This window comes from Streptomyces sp. NBC_00316, assembly GCF_036158715.1.
In the GTDB taxonomy this organism is placed as follows: domain Bacteria; phylum Actinomycetota; class Actinomycetes; order Streptomycetales; family Streptomycetaceae; genus Streptomyces.
This window is the reverse complement of the sequence record NZ_CP108023.1, coordinates 872,956-891,461: the sequence shown is the minus strand read 5'-3', so window position 1 is coordinate 891,461 and position 18,506 is coordinate 872,956. Positions and strand designations below refer to the sequence as shown.

The 18,506-nt window shown below is 70.1% G+C and carries 18 protein-coding genes; 14 read left to right on the top strand and 4 right to left on the bottom strand.

The window, feature by feature from the left end; translation table 11 throughout:
* Positions 1–302: 302 nt before the first annotated feature.
* Positions 303–998, top strand: a complete 696-nt coding sequence (locus tag OG878_RS04080) for a peptidoglycan recognition protein family protein (RefSeq protein ID WP_328885465.1) — start codon at positions 303–305, stop codon at positions 996–998.
* A gap of 25 nt (positions 999–1,023) precedes the next feature.
* Here the strand turns inward: OG878_RS04080 and OG878_RS04075 are convergent, their stop codons facing one another.
* On the bottom strand, positions 1,024–1,977 hold the full coding sequence (locus tag OG878_RS04075) for a M56 family metallopeptidase (protein WP_328885464.1): 954 nt from the start codon (positions 1,975–1,977) through the stop codon (positions 1,024–1,026).
* A 15-nt stretch (positions 1,978–1,992) separates the two neighbouring features.
* Positions 1,993–2,394 (bottom strand): BlaI/MecI/CopY family transcriptional regulator, encoded by a 402-nt coding sequence (locus tag OG878_RS04070; protein ID WP_328885463.1) that lies wholly within the window; start codon positions 2,392–2,394, stop codon positions 1,993–1,995.
* Positions 2,395–2,596: 202 nt separating this feature from the next.
* Here OG878_RS04070 and OG878_RS04065 point away from each other — a divergent pair, with 202 nt between their 5' ends.
* From OG878_RS04065 to OG878_RS04050, 4 genes are all read left to right on the top strand, one after another.
* The gene (locus tag OG878_RS04065) at positions 2,597–3,433 is read left to right on the top strand and encodes an undecaprenyl-diphosphate phosphatase (RefSeq protein ID WP_328885462.1); all 837 of its coding nucleotides are present in this window, start codon (positions 2,597–2,599) and stop codon (positions 3,431–3,433) included.
* 131 nt (positions 3,434–3,564) lie between these two features.
* Entirely contained in the window at positions 3,565–4,797 is a 1,233-nt protein-coding gene (locus OG878_RS04060) for an FUSC family protein (RefSeq protein WP_328885461.1), read from the top strand.
* 130 nt (positions 4,798–4,927) lie between these two features.
* Positions 4,928–5,287 (top strand): UBP-type zinc finger domain-containing protein, encoded by a 360-nt coding sequence (locus OG878_RS04055; RefSeq protein ID WP_328885460.1) that lies wholly within the window; start codon positions 4,928–4,930, stop codon positions 5,285–5,287.
* Between the two features lie 22 nt (positions 5,288–5,309).
* Positions 5,310–5,528 carry a hypothetical protein gene (locus OG878_RS04050; protein WP_328885459.1) on the top strand — a complete coding sequence of 73 codons (219 nt, stop codon included), beginning with the start codon at positions 5,310–5,312 and terminating at the stop codon, positions 5,526–5,528.
* A 104-nt stretch (positions 5,529–5,632) separates the two neighbouring features.
* On the opposite strand, the gene OG878_RS04045 is transcribed toward OG878_RS04050, so the two are convergent.
* Both OG878_RS04045 and OG878_RS04040 read right to left on the bottom strand, forming a co-directional pair.
* Positions 5,633–7,981, bottom strand: coding sequence for an ABC transporter permease (locus OG878_RS04045; RefSeq protein WP_328885458.1), 2,349 nt, complete (start codon positions 7,979–7,981; stop codon positions 5,633–5,635).
* A complete protein-coding gene (locus OG878_RS04040) occupies positions 7,978–8,685 on the bottom strand; it encodes an ABC transporter ATP-binding protein (RefSeq protein ID WP_328885457.1) in 708 nt (235 codons plus the stop codon). The genes OG878_RS04045 and OG878_RS04040 overlap by 4 nt, the downstream gene beginning before the upstream one ends.
* A gap of 214 nt (positions 8,686–8,899) precedes the next feature.
* On the opposite strand from OG878_RS04040, the gene OG878_RS04035 reads away from it, so the two are divergent.
* From OG878_RS04035 to OG878_RS03995, 9 genes are all read left to right on the top strand, one after another.
* Positions 8,900–10,210, top strand: a complete 1,311-nt coding sequence (locus tag OG878_RS04035) for a sensor histidine kinase (protein ID WP_443049232.1) — start codon at positions 8,900–8,902, stop codon at positions 10,208–10,210.
* Entirely contained in the window at positions 10,207–10,944 is a 738-nt protein-coding gene (locus OG878_RS04030; protein ID WP_328885455.1) for a response regulator transcription factor, read from the top strand. Before OG878_RS04035 ends, OG878_RS04030 begins: the two co-directional genes overlap by 4 nt.
* Before the next feature lie 205 nt (positions 10,945–11,149).
* On the top strand, positions 11,150–11,596 hold the full coding sequence (locus OG878_RS04025) for a nitroreductase family deazaflavin-dependent oxidoreductase (protein WP_328885454.1): 447 nt from the start codon (positions 11,150–11,152) through the stop codon (positions 11,594–11,596).
* Positions 11,597–11,775: 179 nt separating this feature from the next.
* Positions 11,776–12,783 (top strand): PHP domain-containing protein, encoded by a 1,008-nt coding sequence (locus OG878_RS04020; RefSeq protein WP_328885453.1) that lies wholly within the window; start codon positions 11,776–11,778, stop codon positions 12,781–12,783.
* Positions 12,784–13,503: 720 nt separating this feature from the next.
* A complete protein-coding gene (locus tag OG878_RS04015) occupies positions 13,504–13,887 on the top strand; it encodes a hypothetical protein (protein WP_328885452.1) in 384 nt (127 codons plus the stop codon).
* A 67-nt stretch (positions 13,888–13,954) separates the two neighbouring features.
* Entirely contained in the window at positions 13,955–14,854 is a 900-nt protein-coding gene (locus OG878_RS04010; RefSeq protein WP_328885451.1) for a hypothetical protein, read from the top strand.
* Between the two features lie 104 nt (positions 14,855–14,958).
* Positions 14,959–16,491: a peptidoglycan-binding protein gene (locus OG878_RS04005; RefSeq protein WP_328885450.1), complete on the top strand. Its 1,533-nt coding sequence runs from the start codon at positions 14,959–14,961 to the stop codon at positions 16,489–16,491.
* On the top strand, positions 16,488–17,174 hold the full coding sequence (locus OG878_RS04000; protein WP_328885449.1) for an ABC transporter ATP-binding protein: 687 nt from the start codon (positions 16,488–16,490) through the stop codon (positions 17,172–17,174). Before OG878_RS04005 ends, OG878_RS04000 begins: the two co-directional genes overlap by 4 nt.
* The gene (locus OG878_RS03995) at positions 17,174–18,433 is read left to right on the top strand and encodes an ABC transporter permease (protein WP_328885448.1); all 1,260 of its coding nucleotides are present in this window, start codon (positions 17,174–17,176) and stop codon (positions 18,431–18,433) included. Before OG878_RS04000 ends, OG878_RS03995 begins: the two co-directional genes overlap by 1 nt.
* Positions 18,434–18,506 lie beyond the last annotated feature (73 nt).

Below are 18,506 nucleotides of genomic sequence, written 5' to 3'. Positions count from 1 at the left end.
ACGGTCGCCTGTCTGCAGTAGTCCGGCGCGCACGGCGAACCATCTGCGGCAAAGCTGTCGAGGTACGCACCTCGCCGGCCGCTCGGCGACAGTGAAGGAAGGTTCCTGTGCGTCTGTACCGCATATCGCCGTGTGTCAAAGCTTCCGTGGTGGCAGTTCCGCTGGTGGCGGCACTGGCCGGGATGACGACGGCCGGTACCGGGGGCGGCGGGGCGGCGGGACGATCTGCTTCGGGGCTGCGGACCGGAGTCTTCGGGGGACCGGCTGCCGATTCCGCCCGTTCGGTCCGTGCTCTCCGGACGATGTCCGTGACCTTCCCCCATGCGGCGCTTCGGCCCACCATCGTGTCCCGTGCGCAGTGGCGGGCCGACGAGACGCAGCGCGACCGCTACGCCCACTATGCGGACGGTGTCACGGCGATCTTCATCCACCACACCGACACCCCCAATGGATACGACTGCGCGGACGTGCCGCGTACCCTGCGCAATCTCTACACGGGCCAGACCCACGACCAGCAATGGGGAGACATCGGCTACAACTTCCTCGTCGACCGATGCGGCACCATCTACGAAGGCCGTGCCGGCGGCGCCGACCGCCCCGTTGTCGGATCCCACACCATCGGGTTCAACCGTGGCACCGCAGGGATCGCGGCGATCGGCACCTTCGGGCCGGGGACGGCGGTGCCTGCCCCCATGGAACATGCGATCGCGGCCCTCGCCGCCTGGAAACTCGGCCTGCGCGGCGTCGACCCCCGCAGCAAGGTGCGACTCACGTCCACGAATGACAAGAGCCGTTTCCCCAAAGGCACTTCGGCCAAGTTCTATGCCATCTCCGGGCATCGTGACGGCTACGCCACCAACTGCCCGGGCGAGGCGCTCTTCGCCCGCCTCCCCGCGATCCGGAAACTGGCCGCCGAACTCCAGGACAGGGGCCCGAAACCGCCGACTCGTGTGGTCAAGCTCCCCATGACCCTGCCCGGCCTTTTCAGCAGTCGCTGACCGGACGGTCCGACGGGCGCACCGTTCAGCCTCCCCGGGCCCGCTCCAGAACCTCGTGCAGATCCTGGGCGGCTTCGACGGTGCACAGGACCGCGGCCGCGAGGTAGGCGGCCGTGGCTGCCGCCCGCCACTTCCCGCCGGCCGGTACGGGGGCCAGGAGGGCGGCCACCCGCCGGGGCACCGGCCCCGCCCCGTCCAGCCGGACCCGCTCCCCGCCCCGGCGGCCGAGGATTCCCAGGGCCGTGGAGGACAGGCGTCGCAGACCGCCCGAGCGCTTGGTCGCGAGCGCCGCCTTGCCCACGGTGACCGCCACCCGGCGGCGGTCACCGGTCGCGTCCGCGGCGTCCTCGTCCGCCCAGCGCTCCACCGTGTACGAGACCTGCGCCGCCAGCGGTCGCACCAAAGGGTTGGCGGCGGCCGCCAGCTGGGCGGCTGCGGCGAAAAGATAGTGGTGGGCGCGCAGATGGCTGCGCTCGTGCGCGAACAGGATGGCGCGTTCGGTGTCGTCGAGTGTGGCCAGCATGCCCGTCGACACCACGATGCGGCCGGGCAGTCCGGGCATGGCGAACGCGTCGGCGGCCGGCTCCTCCATCACCACGAGCGGATCCTGGCCCGGGAAGCACGCGGACGCAAGGACGGCCGCACACACCGCCCGTACCCGGCGGACCAGGAAGCGGGACGCGACCACCGCGACGGCGAGCAGCGCCGCGGCCGCGAACCAGGCCACCGACACCCACGCCGGATCGTCGCGCCCCAGCACGGCCGGTGACAGATCGGCAAGTTCGGCGACCCTCGGGATGTGCACCAGGCCGGCGAGGGCGAGCAGGCCGAGCACCGTGGTGCTGCCCGCGGCCAGCACCACGGAAGCCGTGGTCAGCACCCAGGTGGCCAGCCGCGGTTCCAGCCGGTCGGCGAGCGGCCGGGCGGCGGGTCCCGCCAGCAGCGGGAAGAGCAACGGCAGATAGATGGCGAGATGCATTGTGGTTCCCGTGCCCTACCGGCCGGAGTCCAGGTCGCCGCCGAGCAACCGGCGCAGCAGTGCCTCGTCGCCGCTCGACAGGTCGTCCACGAAGCGCGTGAGAACCGTCTCGCGGTCCGGCACCTCCTCCATGGCCTGGCGCATCCGGCGGGCCGCGAAACCCGGCTCGTCCGTGGCGGGCGCGTAGGCGAAGGCCCGGCCCTGCGCAACCCGGGTGAGGACGTCCTTCTCGTACAGCCGGGTCAGGATGGTCACCACAGTGCTGTAGGACAAGTCGCCGTCCATGCGTTCGCGTACGGCCCTCGGGGTGAGCGGCTCCTGCGCCGCCCGGAGCACGGCGAGCACCTCGGCTTCCCGTTTCCCGTTGGCCAGGCGGCCGTCCGTCCCGTGTGCCCCGGCACGCTCAACCGTACCCACCGTTGGCTGCCTCCTCGCTCATCCTCTACAGTCACACCCATCCTTCTACGCGCGCGTAGAAGGTAAAGGCCTTCCCCGAGTGTGCCACGCATTCGCCGACCGGCTGCCGGCGGACATCCGGACCTCACCGCTCGGAACTCCGGGAGCTGCGAGCCCCACCGCACCACCGTCATCCACCGAACGCTTCACAAGGACGGAACACTTGAGCGCCATCAGCATCGGACAGGCCGTCGTGCTCGGCATCGTGGAGGGGGTGACCGAGTTCCTTCCGATCTCCTCCACCGGGCATCTGAAGATCACCGAGGGGCTGATGGACATCCCGGTGGACGACAAGGGTGTCGTCGCTTTCACCGCGGTCATCCAGGTGGGTGCGATCGCCGCCGTCCTGCTCTACTTCTTCAAGGACATCGTCCGGTTCGTCACCGCATGGCTACGGGGTCTGCGCCACCGCGACCAACGGGACAACCACGACTACAAGTTCACCTGGTGGGTCATCTACGCCACGATCCCGATCGTGATCGTCGGGCTGGCGGCGAAGGAGCTGATCGAAGGGCCGCTCGCCTCCCTGTGGGTGGTGGCGGGGTCGCTGATCGTCGGCAGCGGTGTGATGTGGGCGGCCGACCAGATGGGGCGGCACAGGCGGGGCGAGGAGGACACCACGTTCAAGGACGCGATGCTCGTCGGCTCCTCCCAGATCCTGGCACTTCTCTTTCCCGGCTTCTCGCGCTCCGGCGCCACCATGTCCACCGGACTCATCCTGGACCTCGACCGCGTCGCCGCGACCCGCCTCTCCTTCTTCCTCGGCATTCCGTCACTGACCGGCGCCGGGCTGTACGAACTGAAGGACGCGGTCGGCGGCGGTATGGACGTGGCTCCGCTCGCCGTGGGCACGGTGGTCTCGTTCGTCGTCGCGTACGCCTCGATCGCCTGGCTGCTGAAGTTCGTTGCCAAACACTCGTTCAATGCGTTCGTCATCTACCGCATCGTCGTGGGCGTGCTGCTGTTCGCCCTGCTGGGCGCCGGAGTCCTCAACGCCTGACGGGCGGACCGCGGGGGAGCGGAGCGGGGGACGGCGAACCCGGCGCAGCCTCGCCGTCCCGGCAACGCCCTCGGCACCCGTCCGGTCCATCCGTGGGGCTGCAAGCGGTCGCCCTGGGGAAGGGGAGTGAGATGCCAGAACTCTCCGCACCTGTGATCAATCTCGTACGACGAACCAGCGAACCGGTCGCGGTCCAGACCCTGCGTTCCACAGCGGCCGCGGTCATCTCCTACGTCGTCGCGGTGTGGACCCTTCCCCAGCCCGCGCCGCTGACGGCCCCGCTGACGGCGCTCCTCGTCGTTCAGGTCACGCTGTACGCGACGCTCACCACGGGTATCCGGCGAGTCAACTCCGTTGTCGTCGGGGTGCTCATCGCCATCGGATTCAGCGCCCTGGTGGGCCTGACCTGGTGGAGCCTGGGTCTGACGATCTTCAGCTCGCTGATCATCGGACGCTTGGTGCGCGTGGACGAGTTCGTGCCCGAGGTGGCCATCAGCGCGATGCTCGTCCTCGGCGTGTCCCAGATCGCCTACACCGCATGGGACCGCGTGCTCGAGACCCTGATCGGTGCGGGTGTCGGCCTGCTGTTCAACCTGTTCGCTCCGCCGGTCTGGGTCGAGACTGCGGGCGTGTCCATCGACACGCTGGCGCGGGAGATGGGGCGGACGTTCCGTGCCATGGGTGAGGAGATCGGCGGGCACATCTCCGTCTCGCAGGCCGCGGCCAGGCTGCACGACGCGCGCCGGCTGGACCACGACATCGTGGCCGTCGACGCCTCGCTGCGCCAGGCCGAGGAGAGCCTCATGCTCAACCCCCGGGTGAGCCAGGGACTCCTGTACCGGATCGTCCTGCGTACCGGGCTCGACACGCTGGAGATCTGTGCCGTCGTCCTGCGGGTGCTGGCACGCACCCTGACGGACCTGGCCAAGGCTCGTACCGAGGAGGCGCTCTTCCCCGAGGACGTGGCGGTGTCGCTCCGAGGGCTCTTCGGGCAGATGGCCGAAGCGATCGAAAGCTTCTCCACGCTGATCACCACCCCCGTGTCCGCCAACGCCGAGGAGGCCGAGTCGCGGCTGGCCGCCGCGCTGGCATCCAGCCGTGCCACCCGGGACGTGGTGGCCGACCTCCTGCTGGAGGACGTCCAGGAGCACCCCAGGCAGTGGCAGCTCCACGGCGCTCTGCTCGCAGAGATCGACCGCATTCTGGATGAGCTGGACATCGACAAGCGCGCCGAACGTCTCGGCGAGGAACTCGACCGCCACTCCGCCGAACTGCACGAACGCCATCCCCGACTTGCCGCACTCCGCCGGCGGCTGGGCAGCACCCGCCGGCCGCAGCCGCAGCCGACGACTCCGGAGAGGTGAGCGATCGCTCGACGCAGGCGCGCCCGCCCACCCGGCCTTACGATGCAGAAGGGGACGCGGACGGGCTCAGCGCGTCGAGCCGGGACCGGTGGGGTCCGGGTGCTCGCGTCTGACCAGGGAGGCACGTCACATGGCATCTGACCAGGTCCCGGGCATCGATCTCACCGCAGCTCCCAGCGGAGCGGGATGTGCGGACTGTCTGGCGGGCCAAGGGCCGGGATGGTGGTTCCACCTGCGTCGCTGCGCCGCGTGCGGGCACATCGGATGCTGCGACTCCTCACCCGGCCAGCACGGCTCGAAGCATGCACGCGAGGCGGGGCATCCCATCCTGGCCAGCTTCGAGCCGGGGGAGAACTGGCTGTGGAACTTCGAGACCGAGGAGTACTACGAAGGGCCGGAGCTGCTGCCGCCGACCTCGCACCCGATCGCCCAGCCCGCCCCGGGTCCCGAAGGCAAGGTCCCCGAGGACTGGGAGCAGCAGTTGCACTGAGCCTGCGGGGGCGCTCCGTGCGATGCCCCGGCAGCCCGCTCCCACCGCACAGCGCGCCGAACCCGCCGGTCTGCGGCGCCGACTGCGAACGGCGAACGGCCGCATCACCGCACTGGAAGGGCAGCCCGACGACCTCGCCACGGTGACCGCGCACCTGTACCGGGAAGACCCGGCCCTGAAGCAGAAGCCCGGCCGGCACAGCCGCCTTACACGGGTCCCCAGGGCGGAACCCCGGGCATGAGTGGCGAAGTTCGCAGAGCGCCCGCGCCGGTGGGAGGGTCCCGGCCAACCGGCCCCACCGCTCCTTGCGGTGGGGGCCGGAAGCAGAGCGCCGAACCCGGCCTCCTATTCGGTGCGCAGGGCCGTGGCGGTCCGCGCCCCGGCGGCCCAGCCGGCGGGCAGGAGCGCACCCAGGGTGGCGATGAGCAGGCCGCCGAGTGCGAGCGGGAGCAGTTCGGCCCCGTGGTAGACGGCGATGACGGAACCGGGGAGGCGCAGCCCCACGCTGTCGCCCATCGCGGGGATGACCCAGCCGTGCAGGGCTACGCCGAGCGGCACGCCCAGAGCGCCCGCGACCAGTCCGGTCACGACGACCGAGGTGATGACCATGGCGATGGTCTGCCGGGGCGTCATGCCGAGCGCCTTGTGGACACCGAGCTCCCGGACGCGCTCGCGGGTGTCGAGCAGTACGCCGTTGAGCACGCCGAGCGCGGCGACGGCGACGAGCATCAGCGTGAGGATCGCGGACAGCGCGTTGAGCGTGACGACCATGTCGCTGCCGGCGCCGAGCCCGCCGGCCCGAGCGGTGGCCCCCAGCGGTGTCAGGTCCTTGTTCAACGCGTCGACGTAGCCGGTCACGTCGGTGCCTGACGTGACCGCAATGTGGTGGCTGGTCTCCGTCAGGTCGGGATGTGCGGCTGTGAGGGTCGAGCCGTCGGTGAGGACCTGCATGCCGTCCCTGCGGGGGTCGAGGACCTCGCCGACGATCCGGACCGTGACCGGCTCGGCCAGGCCGTTCAGGGTGACGGTGTCGCCGATGCGGGTGCCGGTGGCGGCCAGGAACGGGGTCGGGACCACGGCCTCGCCGGGCTTGTCGATCCACCGGCCCGAGACCATCGAGTAGCCGCCCCAGGAGGCGTCGCCGGTGAACGCGATCACGTCGATGGTGCCGGTGAGGCCGGACACGGTCGCCCGTACGGTAGCGGCGCTGTAGTGCTTCCCTGTTCCGGCGGCGGCCTCGATGGCCGCGGCGACTGCAGCGGGGTCGGCCTTGGGCTGCTTCTCGGAGCCAGGGCCTTGGCGTCCGAAGTCCGGCAAGGGCGCGGGCACGACGACATCGGCGACGTCGTGGGCCTTGGCTTTCATCACCTGGCCGAGCGAGGCGTCCATCCCCACGGTGAACGTGACGGCGATGGCGCCGAACAGGATCGCCGTACCCATGGCCAGCGCGCGGGCGGGCCGCGCGAAGGGCCGGGCCAGGCCCAGGGCGACCGGCTGCGGCAACGGCAGCCGCCCGGCCAGGCGGGCCGCCCACCGGCCGCGCCCCGCCGAAACGGTATGCCCGACGGCGAGCGCATCGACCGTACGCAGCCGGCCGGCCCGCCAGGCACTCGCCCACGCGGTTGCCGCCACCAGGCAGAGCACCCCGGAGATCACCGCCAGGTCGACCCAGGGGGCGATGGACAGGGACGAGGTGCCGTAGACCTCCTCGGTCTCGGCCAGTACGGGGACGGCCAGCAGGCGGCCGGTGAGGACACCGAGGGCCGTGCCGACGGCGGCCGGGATCAGTGCCTGGCCCACGTAGGCCCGCACGACCTGGGCCGGGGTGAAGCCGACGGCCTTGAGGATGCCGATGCGGCGCGTTCCCGCGCCGACGGCCGACGCGACGACGTTGCCGACGATGAGCACCGACATGACCAGGCCCAGGGTGCCGAACGCGATGAGGAAGGGGACGTAGAGGGCGGTGTCGCGCTCGGCGGTCTTCTTGACGGTGAGCCATGACTGTTCGCCGACGGCCGTTCCCGGCGGCAGCGATTCCGTCACGGCCTTGCCGCCCGCGGTGATCTGCGCGGCGGTGCCCGCGTCGGTGAAGCGGTAGAGCATCTGGTAGCCGCCGCTCCCGGGCGCGGTGAGCGCAGGCATCTGGGACGGAACCACCCAGGCGTCAGCGGTCTGCGTGACGGAGCGGGCCACACCGACCACCGTCAGAGTCGGACCGCCGGGAAGACCGGGGAAGGCGAGCCTCCTGCCCATGGTCGGGATGACTGAGGAGTCGGCGGACAGCACGATCTCGCCGGAGTGCGTGGGCCACCGCCCGTCGAGCAGTGCCACCTCGTCCACGTCACGGCCGGGATCGCCCCGGCCGACCACGGTCATCGGCCACCCGGGGCCCGCCCCGTCCGACAGCGGGGTGACCGTCGCCGTACGGAACGGCCCGGCCGCGCTGCTCACCCGGTCGGTGTCCGTGGACTTCGACAACTGCCCGGCACTCACCTTGCCCGCGTCGAATTGCACGGACAGATGCGCGCCGTGCCGCTTGGCGAAGGCGTCGTCGAAGGGCGCGCCGGAAACCACGAGCAGCGATCCGCCGAGGACGGAAGCGGCCACCGCCATCATCGTGGCGAGCCCGATCACCAGCGTCTGCACCCGCCGTCGTCCCACCCCCGAGCGCACCACCTTGCCGAGCGCGCTCATCGGACGGCCTCCGGGGCGACGGCCTGCGACCGGACGTCTTCGGTGATCCGGCCGTCGGCGATCCGGACCGTACGGTTCGTGCAGGACCGGGCCAAGTCCAGGTCGTGGGTGACCACGACGATGGTCTGGCCCTCGGCATTGAGGCCGGTGAGCAGCCTGCTGACGTCCTGTCCGGCGGCCGTGTCCAGGGCCCCGGTCGGCTCGTCGGCCAGGAGCAGCGCCGGCCGGTTCATCAACGCCCGGGCCACCGCGACGCGCTGCCGCTCGCCGCCGGACAGCCGTCCCGGGTAGGCGCGGGCATGCCGGTCGATGCCCAGCAGTTCCAGGAGTTCCGCCGTCCGGCGGTCCGCCTCGCCGCGTGGCGTACCCGCGAGGCGCGCGGGCAGGACGAGATTGTCGGTGACGGTCAGATCGTCGAGCAGGTTGAAGAACTGGAAGACCATGCCGATCTTCGACCGCCGGTAGAGCGCCGATCCGGCTTCGCCCAGCTGGTCCACCCGCACCCCGTCCACGGTGACGGTCCCCGTGTCGGGCCGGTCCAGGCCGGCGATCAGATTGAGCAGCGTGGACTTGCCGCTGCCGGAAGGACCGAGGATCGCGACGGCCTCGCCGGGCTGCACGGTCAGCGACACCTCGTGCAGCGCGGGCGGGCCGTCGTCGTAGCGGCGGCTCACCTCGCGCAGTTCGATCACCGGCGTGGTCATGAAGGGCTCCTCAGGTACGGGCGGCTGGCTCTGCGAACGCTAGGAGCGGGCCCGCTCCGTACACGTCGTCCGCCCGAACCCATTGCGGTACCGCACTGGGATGAGCCCCAAGAACGTCATCCCTGCGATGTAGGCGGGTGATGTATCCGGTGCGCCGGGAATGACCACCTGGACGGACTCCGCGGGTCCGCGCGGCGGCGACAATGAACCGGTGATGGACGTACGTACGACACTGGAGGGGCTGCGGGAAGCCGCCCGCCGGACGGTCCGCGACGCCAGGCTTCCGAGCGGTCCCCCGCTGCGACCCACCCTGCGCGCCCGGCGGTTCGACGCGCTGGCGTCACTGACACTCGGAATCGCCACCGTCTACTACGGCATCGACAACGCCGATGTCGTCGTGGTGCGTGAGATCGCACCCGGAGTGGAGGCCGTCCTGCCACGCCCGTCCGGCCCCGGCGGCCTGGCCTTCATGGTGACCCTCGCGGTCATCGCCTCGGGTGCCCTGGCGCTGCGCCGACGCTACCCGCTCGCCGTGCTGTGCGTCGTGACGGCCGCGACACTGGCGACACCGCAGAGCGTTCTGCGGCTGACCTTCTACGCGTTCGTCATCGCCGTCTACAGCGCCGCCGTGTACAGCCCGTACCGGGTGGCGGCCCTGGCGGCGCTGCCGGTGTCCGTCGTCCTGGTCGGCACCTCGGGGAACTCGGTGACACCGATCGTCCCCAACGAATACATCGCCCTGCTGATCCTGGTCCCGATGGCGGTGGCCGCCGTCGGCCTGCGTACCTGGAAACTCCGGACCGACGAGGGCCGCACCCGGCTCTCCGCCCTGGAGCGCGAACAGGCCGAGGCGCTGCGCCGGGCCGTCGGGCACGAGCGGGCCAGGATCGCCCGCGAACTGCACGACGTCGTCACGCACAACGTCAGCGTGATGATCATCCAGGCGGGCGCCGCCCGCAAGATCATGAAAACCTCGCCCGAGCAGGCAGGCGAGGCGCTGCTCGCCGTCGAGGCGGGCGGACGGGCGGCCATGACGGAGCTGCGTCACGTCATGGGACTGCTCACCATGGCAGACGAGGGCGAGGGGACGGACGGAGGAGCGGACCCGGCCGACTCGGCGGCGGAGCTGGCCCCGCAACCCGGCCTGGACCAGCTGGAAACGCTGGTCGGACGGGTCCGGGACACCGGACTGCCCGTCGACCTGACCGTGACAGGCCCGCCCCGCCCCCTCCCGCCCGGCCTCGAACTCGCCGCCTACCGCGTGGTCCAGGAAGCCCTGACCAACACCGTGAAGCACGCGTCCGGCGCCACCGCTGCCGTGACCGTCGACTACGGCCCGGAACGGCTCCGGGTGGAAGTCACCGACACCGGTGGACGTCCGGGCGCGGGCGCGGCCGCCGGGAACGGCCGGGGCCTGATCGGCCTGCGCGAGCGCCTCGCCGTCCATGACGGAATCCTGAACACCGGCCGACGCCTGACCGGCGGCTACCGGGTGGAAGCACTGATCCCCCTGGAGACACCGTGACCGAGCCGCTGCGGGTACTCCTCGCCGACGACCAGACCCTCGTCCGCACCGGATTCCGGCTGATCCTCGGCGCCGACGGCATCGATGTCGTCGCCGAGGCGACCAACGGAACCGAAGCGGTCGAAGCGGTCCGCCGCACACGTCCCGACGTGGTCCTGATGGACGTCCGGATGCCCGAGATGGACGGGCTGGAGGCCACCCGCCGCATCCTCACCGCTCCCCGAGCTCTCCACCCCGTTCGAGCGGGGGCGACCCCGTTCCCCGACAAACCCCGCGTCATCATCCTGACCACCTTCGACCTCGACCGGTACGTCTACGCGGCACTGTCAGCCGGGGCCAGCGGCTTCCTCCTCAAGGACGTCACCCCCGAGCATCTGACCGCGGCCGTCCGCACGGTCCGTACCGGCGACGCTCTCCTCGCACCCGCGATCACCCGCAGGCTCGTGCAGCGGTTCGCCCAGCGCGGCAGCGACACCGCCGCCCTCCACCGCGACCTCGCCTCACTCACCCCGCGGGAGCTGGAGGTCCTCGGCCTGCTGGCCCGAGGGCTGAGCAACGCAGAACTCGCCACCCGCCTCCACCTGGCCGAGGCCACCGTCAAGACGCACGTCGCCCGCATCCTGGCCAAGCTCGGACTCCGTGACCGTGTCCAGGCCGTCATCGTCGCCTACGAGACAGGGCTGATCAGCGCCGGTGCACGCGAGGCCGCCCAGCAGCCCACCGAGCAGACGTAGACCGAAGCCGAAACGTGGGGTCGGCGCTCCACGATCCACCCGCGCGGCCGGCTTCTGCCCGGCCGACGCTCGCGTGCGGCCGAACCGGCGCCGTGACACGCGTACTCGTCCGGGGCCGGGGACGGCGCGATGATGAAAGAGTTCTCGATGCCGCAGGACACATCGACGTCCGCGCTGCCCGAATGCCGACGATGGGACAGATGCCATGCCTCTCAAGGGTGCGTACGAGCCGAGCCCCGAGCAGTGGGTCCGCGATCAGGTCGAGCTGTTCGAGAGTTCGGGCGGGACGGAGGGGACCACGATGCGAGGCATGCCGGTCATCATCCTGACCACCCGTGGAGCCAAGAGCGGCAAGATCCGCAAGACGCCGCTGATGCGGGTCGAACACAACGGCACCTACGCCGTGGTCGCCTCGCTGGGAGGCGCACCCAAGCACCCCGTCTGGTACTACAACATCACGGCCGACCCGCGGGTCGAGCTTCAGGACGGGCCGGTCCGCCGGGACATGAACGCACGTGAGGTCACCGGCGACGAGAAGGCCCTGTGGTGGGAGCGGGCGGTCGAGGCGTACCCCGATTACGCCGACTACCAGAAGAACACCGACCGGGAGATTCCTGTCTTCGTCCTGGAGCCGGCGCCCCGGAGCCACTGACCCCGGCCGCGGGAGGCGCCGGCCCGAGACTTGTGGCGCCTCCCGCGAGGGGGCCTTCCTCCGCGTACGCCGGGGTGGCGCGGCTCCACGAGATGCCGCCCGCCGTGCGGGTGTGCCACCGTGGGGAGAGCCCCGGTGCGCGCGGGCCCCGCCGTGTCGTGGCGGGACGGGAGGTGCCGATGGATCCGGTCGACGCCTTGCGGCGGATCGCCTTCCTGCTGGAACGCGGCCGGGCTGCCACCTACCGCGTCCAGGCCTTCCGCACGGCAGCCGGTGCGATCGGGGCGATGACGGGCGACGAGGTCGCGCAGCGCGTGACGGCCGGGACGCTGGAGTCGATCAGGGGCATCGGGCCGAAGACGGCGCTGGTGGTGCGCGAAGCGCTGGCCGGAGAAGTACCCGCCTACCTCCGGCGGCTGGAGGAGGACGCCGAGGCTCCCCTTGCGGAGGGCGGCGGGACGCTGCTCGCCCGGCTGCGCGGTGACTGCCATCTCCACTCCGACTGGTCGGACGGCGGAAGCCCGATCGCGGAGATGGGCCGGACGGCCATCGAACTGGGACACGAGTGGGTGGTCCTCACCGACCACTCGCCGAGGCTGACCGTGGCACACGGTCTGTCGCCCGAGCGGTTGCGCCGCCAACTGGCCACTGTGGCCGAACTCAATGAGCACTGGGCGCCGTTCAGACTCCTCACCGGCATCGAGTGCGACATTCTGCTGGACGGCTCCCTCGACCAGGAGGAACACCTGCTGGAACAGCTCGACGTCGTGGTCGTCTCCGTGCACTCCGCACTGCGGATGGATGCGGGGGCCATGACCCGTCGCCTGGTCGCCGCCGTCAGCCATCCGCAGGCGAACGTACTGGGGCACTGCACGGGTCGTCTGATCGGCGGCCGGGGCCGCCCGGCCTCGCAGTTCGACGCGGACGAAGTCTTCGCCGCCTGCGCCGATTCGGGCACCGCCCTGGAGATCAACAGCAGGCCCGAGCGGCTCGACCCACCCCGGAGTCTGCTGCGCCGGGCCGTGGATGCCGGGGTGCTGTTCGCGATCGACACCGACGCACATGCGCCCGGTCAGCTCGACTGGCAGATCCTCGGCTGTGCCCGGGCCGAGGAGTGCGGCGTGCCGGCGGAACAGGTCGTCACGTCGTGGCCGGTGGACGAAGTGCTGGCCTGGTCACGACGGTGAGCGCCCGGCGTGTCCGCGCGGACGGTCCGGTTCGGGGCGCCCGGGCCTTGGGCGATTGCCTGTTCGGGCGCGGAATGAGGCTGTCGAATTGTCCCGTGGCCGCGTGTCTCTGCGAGCGAATCGGCGCACGACGTCTCCGAGGCGATTCAAATGCGCCATCGAGTTGGCGGAAATGCATCTACGGGTAAACGCTCAGGGCCTGTGCAAGGCGGTTTCTGTCCGGTGCGGGGCCCTTTTGTCCTGGGTGTTGCGGCACTCAACTCGTCGACGCCATGCGCAGGTTGATGACCCTTCGGACCGTATGTGCCTCTCCGTCGCTCGACGCATACTCCCCAAGTTGTCGCCAATCCAGGAAAAGTGGACAGGTAAAGCAGAGGTCAAAGATCACGAGCGGTCCCGAAAGATCTAGACCAGCCCCTTCGCTGCTCGGTAGTGTCCCGCCTTGTTCGGATCAAGTGATCCCGGGTTTGGGTATTGCAGGGGACTTGCGGGGCGGGGCAAAGCACTTCCATGGGGGCGATTCGCTTGTCATGGGCGGCTTCGGCGCGCCGTTCGCAGGTATTGGCGAACTTGGAGGGGAAGTCGATGAGTATCAAGACTGTTCGCGCACGTATGAGTGCTCTTGGGGCCGCGATTGTGGCTGCGGGGACGGCCATTCTGTACACGGCCACGCCGGCTGCCGCGGTGAGCACGCAGTACGTGAGTGACAACTGTGATTTCATGAATTGCACCGAGGGTGACCTCTACATGAACTATCACTCCGTCGCCACTTCGGGGATCGGAAACCCCAGCGGCAGTTTCGCTTCTTTCTACGGCAACATCTCCGATCACGCAGGCACGTATGTCTCGTACAACGGGACCGATGCGGGCACCGTGCACTACATCTACGTGTTCTACTCCGGCTACGGGGACGGCTCCGGGCAGCTGGTGAAGAACAACGCCGCGTCCGCGAACAACTGCTCCACGGTCGACGGCTACCGCGTCTACTACAACTCGGGCTACGCGGGACACTCCCAGTCCATCCCGCACTACTACGGCTGCGGGTCCAGCACGAACCTGGATGCCACCCTGAAGAACAACAATGCCTCCTCGCACTTCGCCTGAGCGCGGCGCGTCCGCACGCCGGTCCAGGCTCCTGCTGGCCTTGGGCGGAGTAGGGCTTGCGACGAGTGTGCTCGTCGGGTGCGGCTCGTCCGCATCCGAAGCGGACGGCCAGGCGCCACGGCCGTCCGCTTCGGGTGTCGCCACCGTCGACGAGTCGTCCTGGCCCAAGGCGACACCGGATTCCGGGCTCGCGCGGGGGCTGGTCCTGCCGCTGCAGCAGTACATGCAGACCTATGAGGATTCCGTCGTCATCGAGCGTGCCGGCCGAAGCCTCGAGACGGAGTGCATGGCCGGATTCGGGTTCACTATCACGTTTCCTCCGGTGGGAACCAATCCGCCGCCCAACGCGGACGACTCCAATATGCCGCGACGGTACGGAATCACCGATCGGGACGCGGCCGCCAAGTACGGATACGGTCTTCCCCCGGAGAACGGGGAACACCCGCAACCTCCGAAGCTGACCCCTGCGGCGGTTGCCGTTCTGACCGGCCGCAAGGGACTGAACCCGAGAGCCGAACAAGCGCCTGCCACCTATCAGGGGAAGAAGATTCCCAAGGACGGCTGCCAGGGTGCGGCGTTCAACAAGATCGGTGCCCAGATCGATTTCGGGCTTTCGAGCCGGCTCGACCACGACAGTCTGGTCAAGAGTCAGGAGGACCCGAAAGTTCAGCAAGTCATCAAGGCATGGTCAGGCTGCATGAAGAAAAAGGGCTACTCCGTGGAGGACCCCTATGCAGCGGTCAATCTCGTGCCGAAGGTCGAAGGTGCGGCCGCATCGGCGAAGGACATTTCCATAGCTCTGGCCGATATCGACTGCAAGAAGGAAGTGGACCTCGTCCACATCTGGTATTCGGTCGACGCGGCCATTCAGAAACAGCAGGTCGAGGAGAATCAACTCGCCCTGGAACAGCTCAAGCAGAAGAACGCCAAGGCGGTCAAGACCGCGGAAGCGGCACTTCGCAGGTGAATCGGAATGTGGGCGAGGCGTCGTCGTGCCAAACCGGCGAGCGGCGCACACGTCCATGGTCCGCCGGCCCTCTCCCAGGTGCCGCGCAGATGTGAGGATCAGCCGTGGCCCATGGTCATGAAGTAGTGCCCGACAACGCCGAGTCGGCGGTCGACCCCGTTGCCGAGGTCGTCGCCCAGGCCGCATCCGACGGCGGGAGCGGCCTGGCCCGCCGCCGACGTCTGCTGAGTGCGGTGGTGGTCGTGGCGGTGGTCGTCTCGGGCCTGGGCATTGTCTCGGCCCGTGTCATCAAGTCACCCGCCCAGGCCGCCGCGGACACCGCGGCCCCGCCGCCCAGTGTCATGACCGCTCCCGTGGAGCGCCGCGTCCTGCGGGAGTCGGTGATCGTGCGCGGAACCGTCAGCGCATCGCAGACCGTCGAGATCTCCCCGTCCGGCTCGGGCGAGGGAGGCGGGTCCCCCGTGGTGACCAAGATGAATCTGACAGCCGGCAGCACGTTCTCCTCCGGGCGGGTGCTGATGGAGGTGTCCGGGCGCCCCGTCATCGCTCTCAAGGGCACGCTGCCGGTGTACCGGGACCTCAAACCCGGCGCCGAGGGCGAGGACGTCGCCCAGCTCCAGCAGGTGCTGAAGGAAGCGGGCCATTCCACGTCCGATGACCGGTCGGGGTACTTCGGAGCGGGGACCAAAGCGGCCCTGGCCGCCTTCTACCAGGGCATCGGGTACGACCCGCTGCCTGCCGAGGCCGACGGCGACGCCTCTGTGGCCAGCGCGCAGGACGCGGTGACCGCAGCACGGCGCAACGTCGAGGACCTCCAGGCGGCCCAGCGGTCCGCCGCCGACCCCGGCAGGACGGCCGGTTCCCCGGCTGCTCCGGCCACGGGGCGGGTGCCGGGCACCGGTGACGGCAGCTCCCCGACCACTCAGTTGCAGCGGGCCGGAGAAGACCTGGCCAAGGCTCAGCAGCAGCTCGCACAGGTGAAGGCCAGGACCGGTCCCATGCTCCCCGCCGCGGAAGTGGTGTACCTCAAGGGCTTTCCGGCCCGGGTGGACAAGGTGGCGGCAGAGGTCGGCTCCCATGTGTCGGGAAGCGTGATGACCGTATCGGCCGGCCGTCTCGTCGTCCGGGGATTCCTGCAGGACCAGCAGCGCCGGCTGGTGCGCCCCGGGCAGCGGGTGCAGATCGTCTCCGAGCTGGAAGGCAAGTCCGCGATGGCGACGGTGCGGTCGGTGTCGGACAGCGTCGCGCAACAACAGCAGACGCCAGGCACCGAGGGTCCCCAGGCCGAGTCGTCCGGGGCCCAGGGTTACGCCATGGTCGTGGTGCCCGACAAGGGCCTCGATGCCTCGATGGCGGGGCAGGATGTGCGGCTGACCATCGAGACGGCGGCCACCGAGGACAAGGTCCTCGTCGTCCCGGTCACCGCCGTCTCGGCCGGAGCCGACGGCAGCACCGCGGTGACAGCAGCCGAGCGGAACGGGACACGGCACCGTATTCCGGTCACCACCGGGGCGGCCGGCGACGGATACGTGGAGATCCGCCCGGAGGCCGGATTCGCACTGGCCGCGGGAGACCAGGTCATCACCGGAGTCGCCGCCACCGGCACGGGCTCCTCCGCAGTCAGCGGCCGGTCATGAGCGGCGACACGTGTGTCATCGAGATGCGCAGGGCGGGGCTGACCTATCCGGGCCCTCCTCCGGTTGCCGCGCTCAAGCCGTGCGACCTGGTCGTACGCAAGGGCGAGTTCGTGACCATCGTGGGTCCCTCGGGGTCCGGGAAGTCGACGTTCCTCAATATCGCGGGACTCCTGGACTCCCCGACGGAGGGCCACTATCTGCTCGACGGGATCGACACCGGCACACTCAGCGACCCGGACCGCTCCGCACTGCGCGGCCGTCGCATCGGGTTCGTCTTCCAGGCGTTCCATCTGATGCCGCACCGAACGGCCGTGGACAATGTGGCGCTGTCCATGGTGTACGCCGGAGCCGGCCGCAAGGACCGTGTCCGGGCTGCCGGAGAGGCCCTCGAACGCGTCGGGCTCAGCCACCGGATGAACGCGGTCCCCACCACGCTGTCCGGCGGGGAACGGCAGCGTGTCGCCATCGCCCGCGCTCTTGCCGCACGTCCCTCCCTGTTGCTGTGCGACGAACCCACGGGCAACCTGGACTCTGCGACGGCCGCCACCATCATGGGGCTGCTGGAGGCCCTGCACAGCGACGGGATGACCGTCCTGGTCATCACGCACGACCCCGCGGTGGCCGAGCGGGGCATGCGGACCCTGTCGATACGGGACGGCATGCTGTCCGAAGGCGGAGTGTGATGCGCGCTCCTGTTCTGCCGGTACTTCTCCGTCGCCGCCGTGCTGCCGGGGTGGAGCCGTCCCGGTTCCACTGGCGGGACCTGATCGCCGAGTCCACGGCCGGCCTGCTGCAGCGTCCGGCCCGCGCGGCGCTGACCGCGCTGGGAACGGTGCTCGGGGTCGGATCGTTCGTGGCGGTGCTCGGCCTCACGGCCACAGCGGCATCACAGATCGACGGACGGTTCAGCGAACTGAGCGCCACCGAGGTGTCGGTTCAGGACGTCAGCAGCGAGTACACCGAATTCGAGAACCTCGCCTTTCCCGACGATGCCGATCAAAGGATCGAACGCCTCAACGGCGTGCAGCACGGCGGCGTCCTGTGGACGGTGCAACTGGGCAAGGGACAGCAGGTGCGGTCCGCGCCCGTTGCGGGCTCTGCCGCGGGAACCCAGATCCAGGTCGTCGCCGCCTCGGCGGGAGCACTTGACGCCGCCGGTCCCTCGGTGAGCCAAGGAGCCGTGTTCAACCGCTGGCACGACGCCACCCGGCAGAGAGTTGCCGTGATCGGTACGGGAATGGCGGCGAAGCTCGGGATCACCACACTGGAGACACATCCGGCCGTTTTCATCGGCGATCAGGCGTTCACCGTGATCGGTATCGTCGACGACGTGCGGCGCAAGGCCGATCTGCTGCTCTCCGTCATCGTTCCGCGCAGTACCGCGCAGCAGATCTGGGGTCCTCCCAAGGACGGCGCCGAAATGCTGGTCAGCACTCGCATCGGTGCCGCACAGCAGGTGGCACTCGAGGCCCCTGTGGCACTGCGCCCCGATCACCCCGAATATCTCAGGGCCGTGCCACCGCCCGACCCCCGCACGTTGCGCAGCGGCGTGAGCGGCGACCTCGGTCAACTCTTCCTGGTGCTCGCCGCGGTGTGTCTGTTCATCGGCGCGGTGGGCATCGCCAACACCACCTTGGTCGCCGTCATGGAACGCACCGGCGAGATCGGCCTGCGCCGCGCTCTGGGTGCCCGCGGCCGGCACATCCTCGGCCAGTTTCTCGCGGAGTCCGCGGTCCTGGGCACCCTCGGCGGTCTGGTCGGAACCTCCCTGGGAGTCCTCGCAGTCGTCGGCGTCGCCATGACCCGGGAGTGGACGCCGGTCATCCAGCCGACGACGGTGATGGCAGCGCCGGTGATCGGTCTGGTCACCGGGTTGCTGGCCGGGCTCTATCCGGCCTGGCGCGCCAGCCGCATCCAACCCGTCGAAGCACTGCGCCGGTAGCGCCGGCCCCGGTCGCGCCGGTCGCCTCCCCGGTGCAGCCGCAGCCGCTCCCCGCCCAACTCGCCGGCGGGGC

What these genes read in the sequence shown, in the direction of transcription:
- OG878_RS04045 (WP_328885458.1), bottom strand. Translation starts at nt 7,981, where the DNA reads ATGAGCGCGCTCGGCAAGGTGGTGCGCTCGGGGGTGGGACGACGGCGG.
- OG878_RS04035 (WP_443049232.1), top strand. Translation starts at nt 8,900, where the DNA reads ATGGACGTACGTACGACACTGGAGGGGCTGCGGGAAGCCGCCCGCCGG.
- OG878_RS04055 (WP_328885460.1), top strand. Translation starts at nt 4,928, where the DNA reads ATGGCATCTGACCAGGTCCCGGGCATCGATCTCACCGCAGCTCCCAGC.
- OG878_RS04025 (WP_328885454.1), top strand. Translation starts at nt 11,150, where the DNA reads ATGCCTCTCAAGGGTGCGTACGAGCCGAGCCCCGAGCAGTGGGTCCGC.
- OG878_RS04000 (WP_328885449.1), top strand. Translation starts at nt 16,488, where the DNA reads ATGAGCGGCGACACGTGTGTCATCGAGATGCGCAGGGCGGGGCTGACC.
- OG878_RS04015 (WP_328885452.1), top strand. Translation starts at nt 13,504, where the DNA reads ATGAATTGCACCGAGGGTGACCTCTACATGAACTATCACTCCGTCGCC.
- OG878_RS04080 (WP_328885465.1), top strand. Translation starts at nt 303, where the DNA reads ATGTCCGTGACCTTCCCCCATGCGGCGCTTCGGCCCACCATCGTGTCC.
- OG878_RS04040 (WP_328885457.1), bottom strand. Translation starts at nt 8,685, where the DNA reads ATGACCACGCCGGTGATCGAACTGCGCGAGGTGAGCCGCCGCTACGAC.
- OG878_RS04060 (WP_328885461.1), top strand. Translation starts at nt 3,565, where the DNA reads ATGCCAGAACTCTCCGCACCTGTGATCAATCTCGTACGACGAACCAGC.
- OG878_RS03995 (WP_328885448.1), top strand. Translation starts at nt 17,174, where the DNA reads ATGCGCGCTCCTGTTCTGCCGGTACTTCTCCGTCGCCGCCGTGCTGCC.
- OG878_RS04050 (WP_328885459.1), top strand. Translation starts at nt 5,310, where the DNA reads ATGCCCCGGCAGCCCGCTCCCACCGCACAGCGCGCCGAACCCGCCGGT.
- OG878_RS04075 (WP_328885464.1), bottom strand. Translation starts at nt 1,977, where the DNA reads ATGCATCTCGCCATCTATCTGCCGTTGCTCTTCCCGCTGCTGGCGGGA.
- OG878_RS04020 (WP_328885453.1), top strand. Translation starts at nt 11,776, where the DNA reads ATGGATCCGGTCGACGCCTTGCGGCGGATCGCCTTCCTGCTGGAACGC.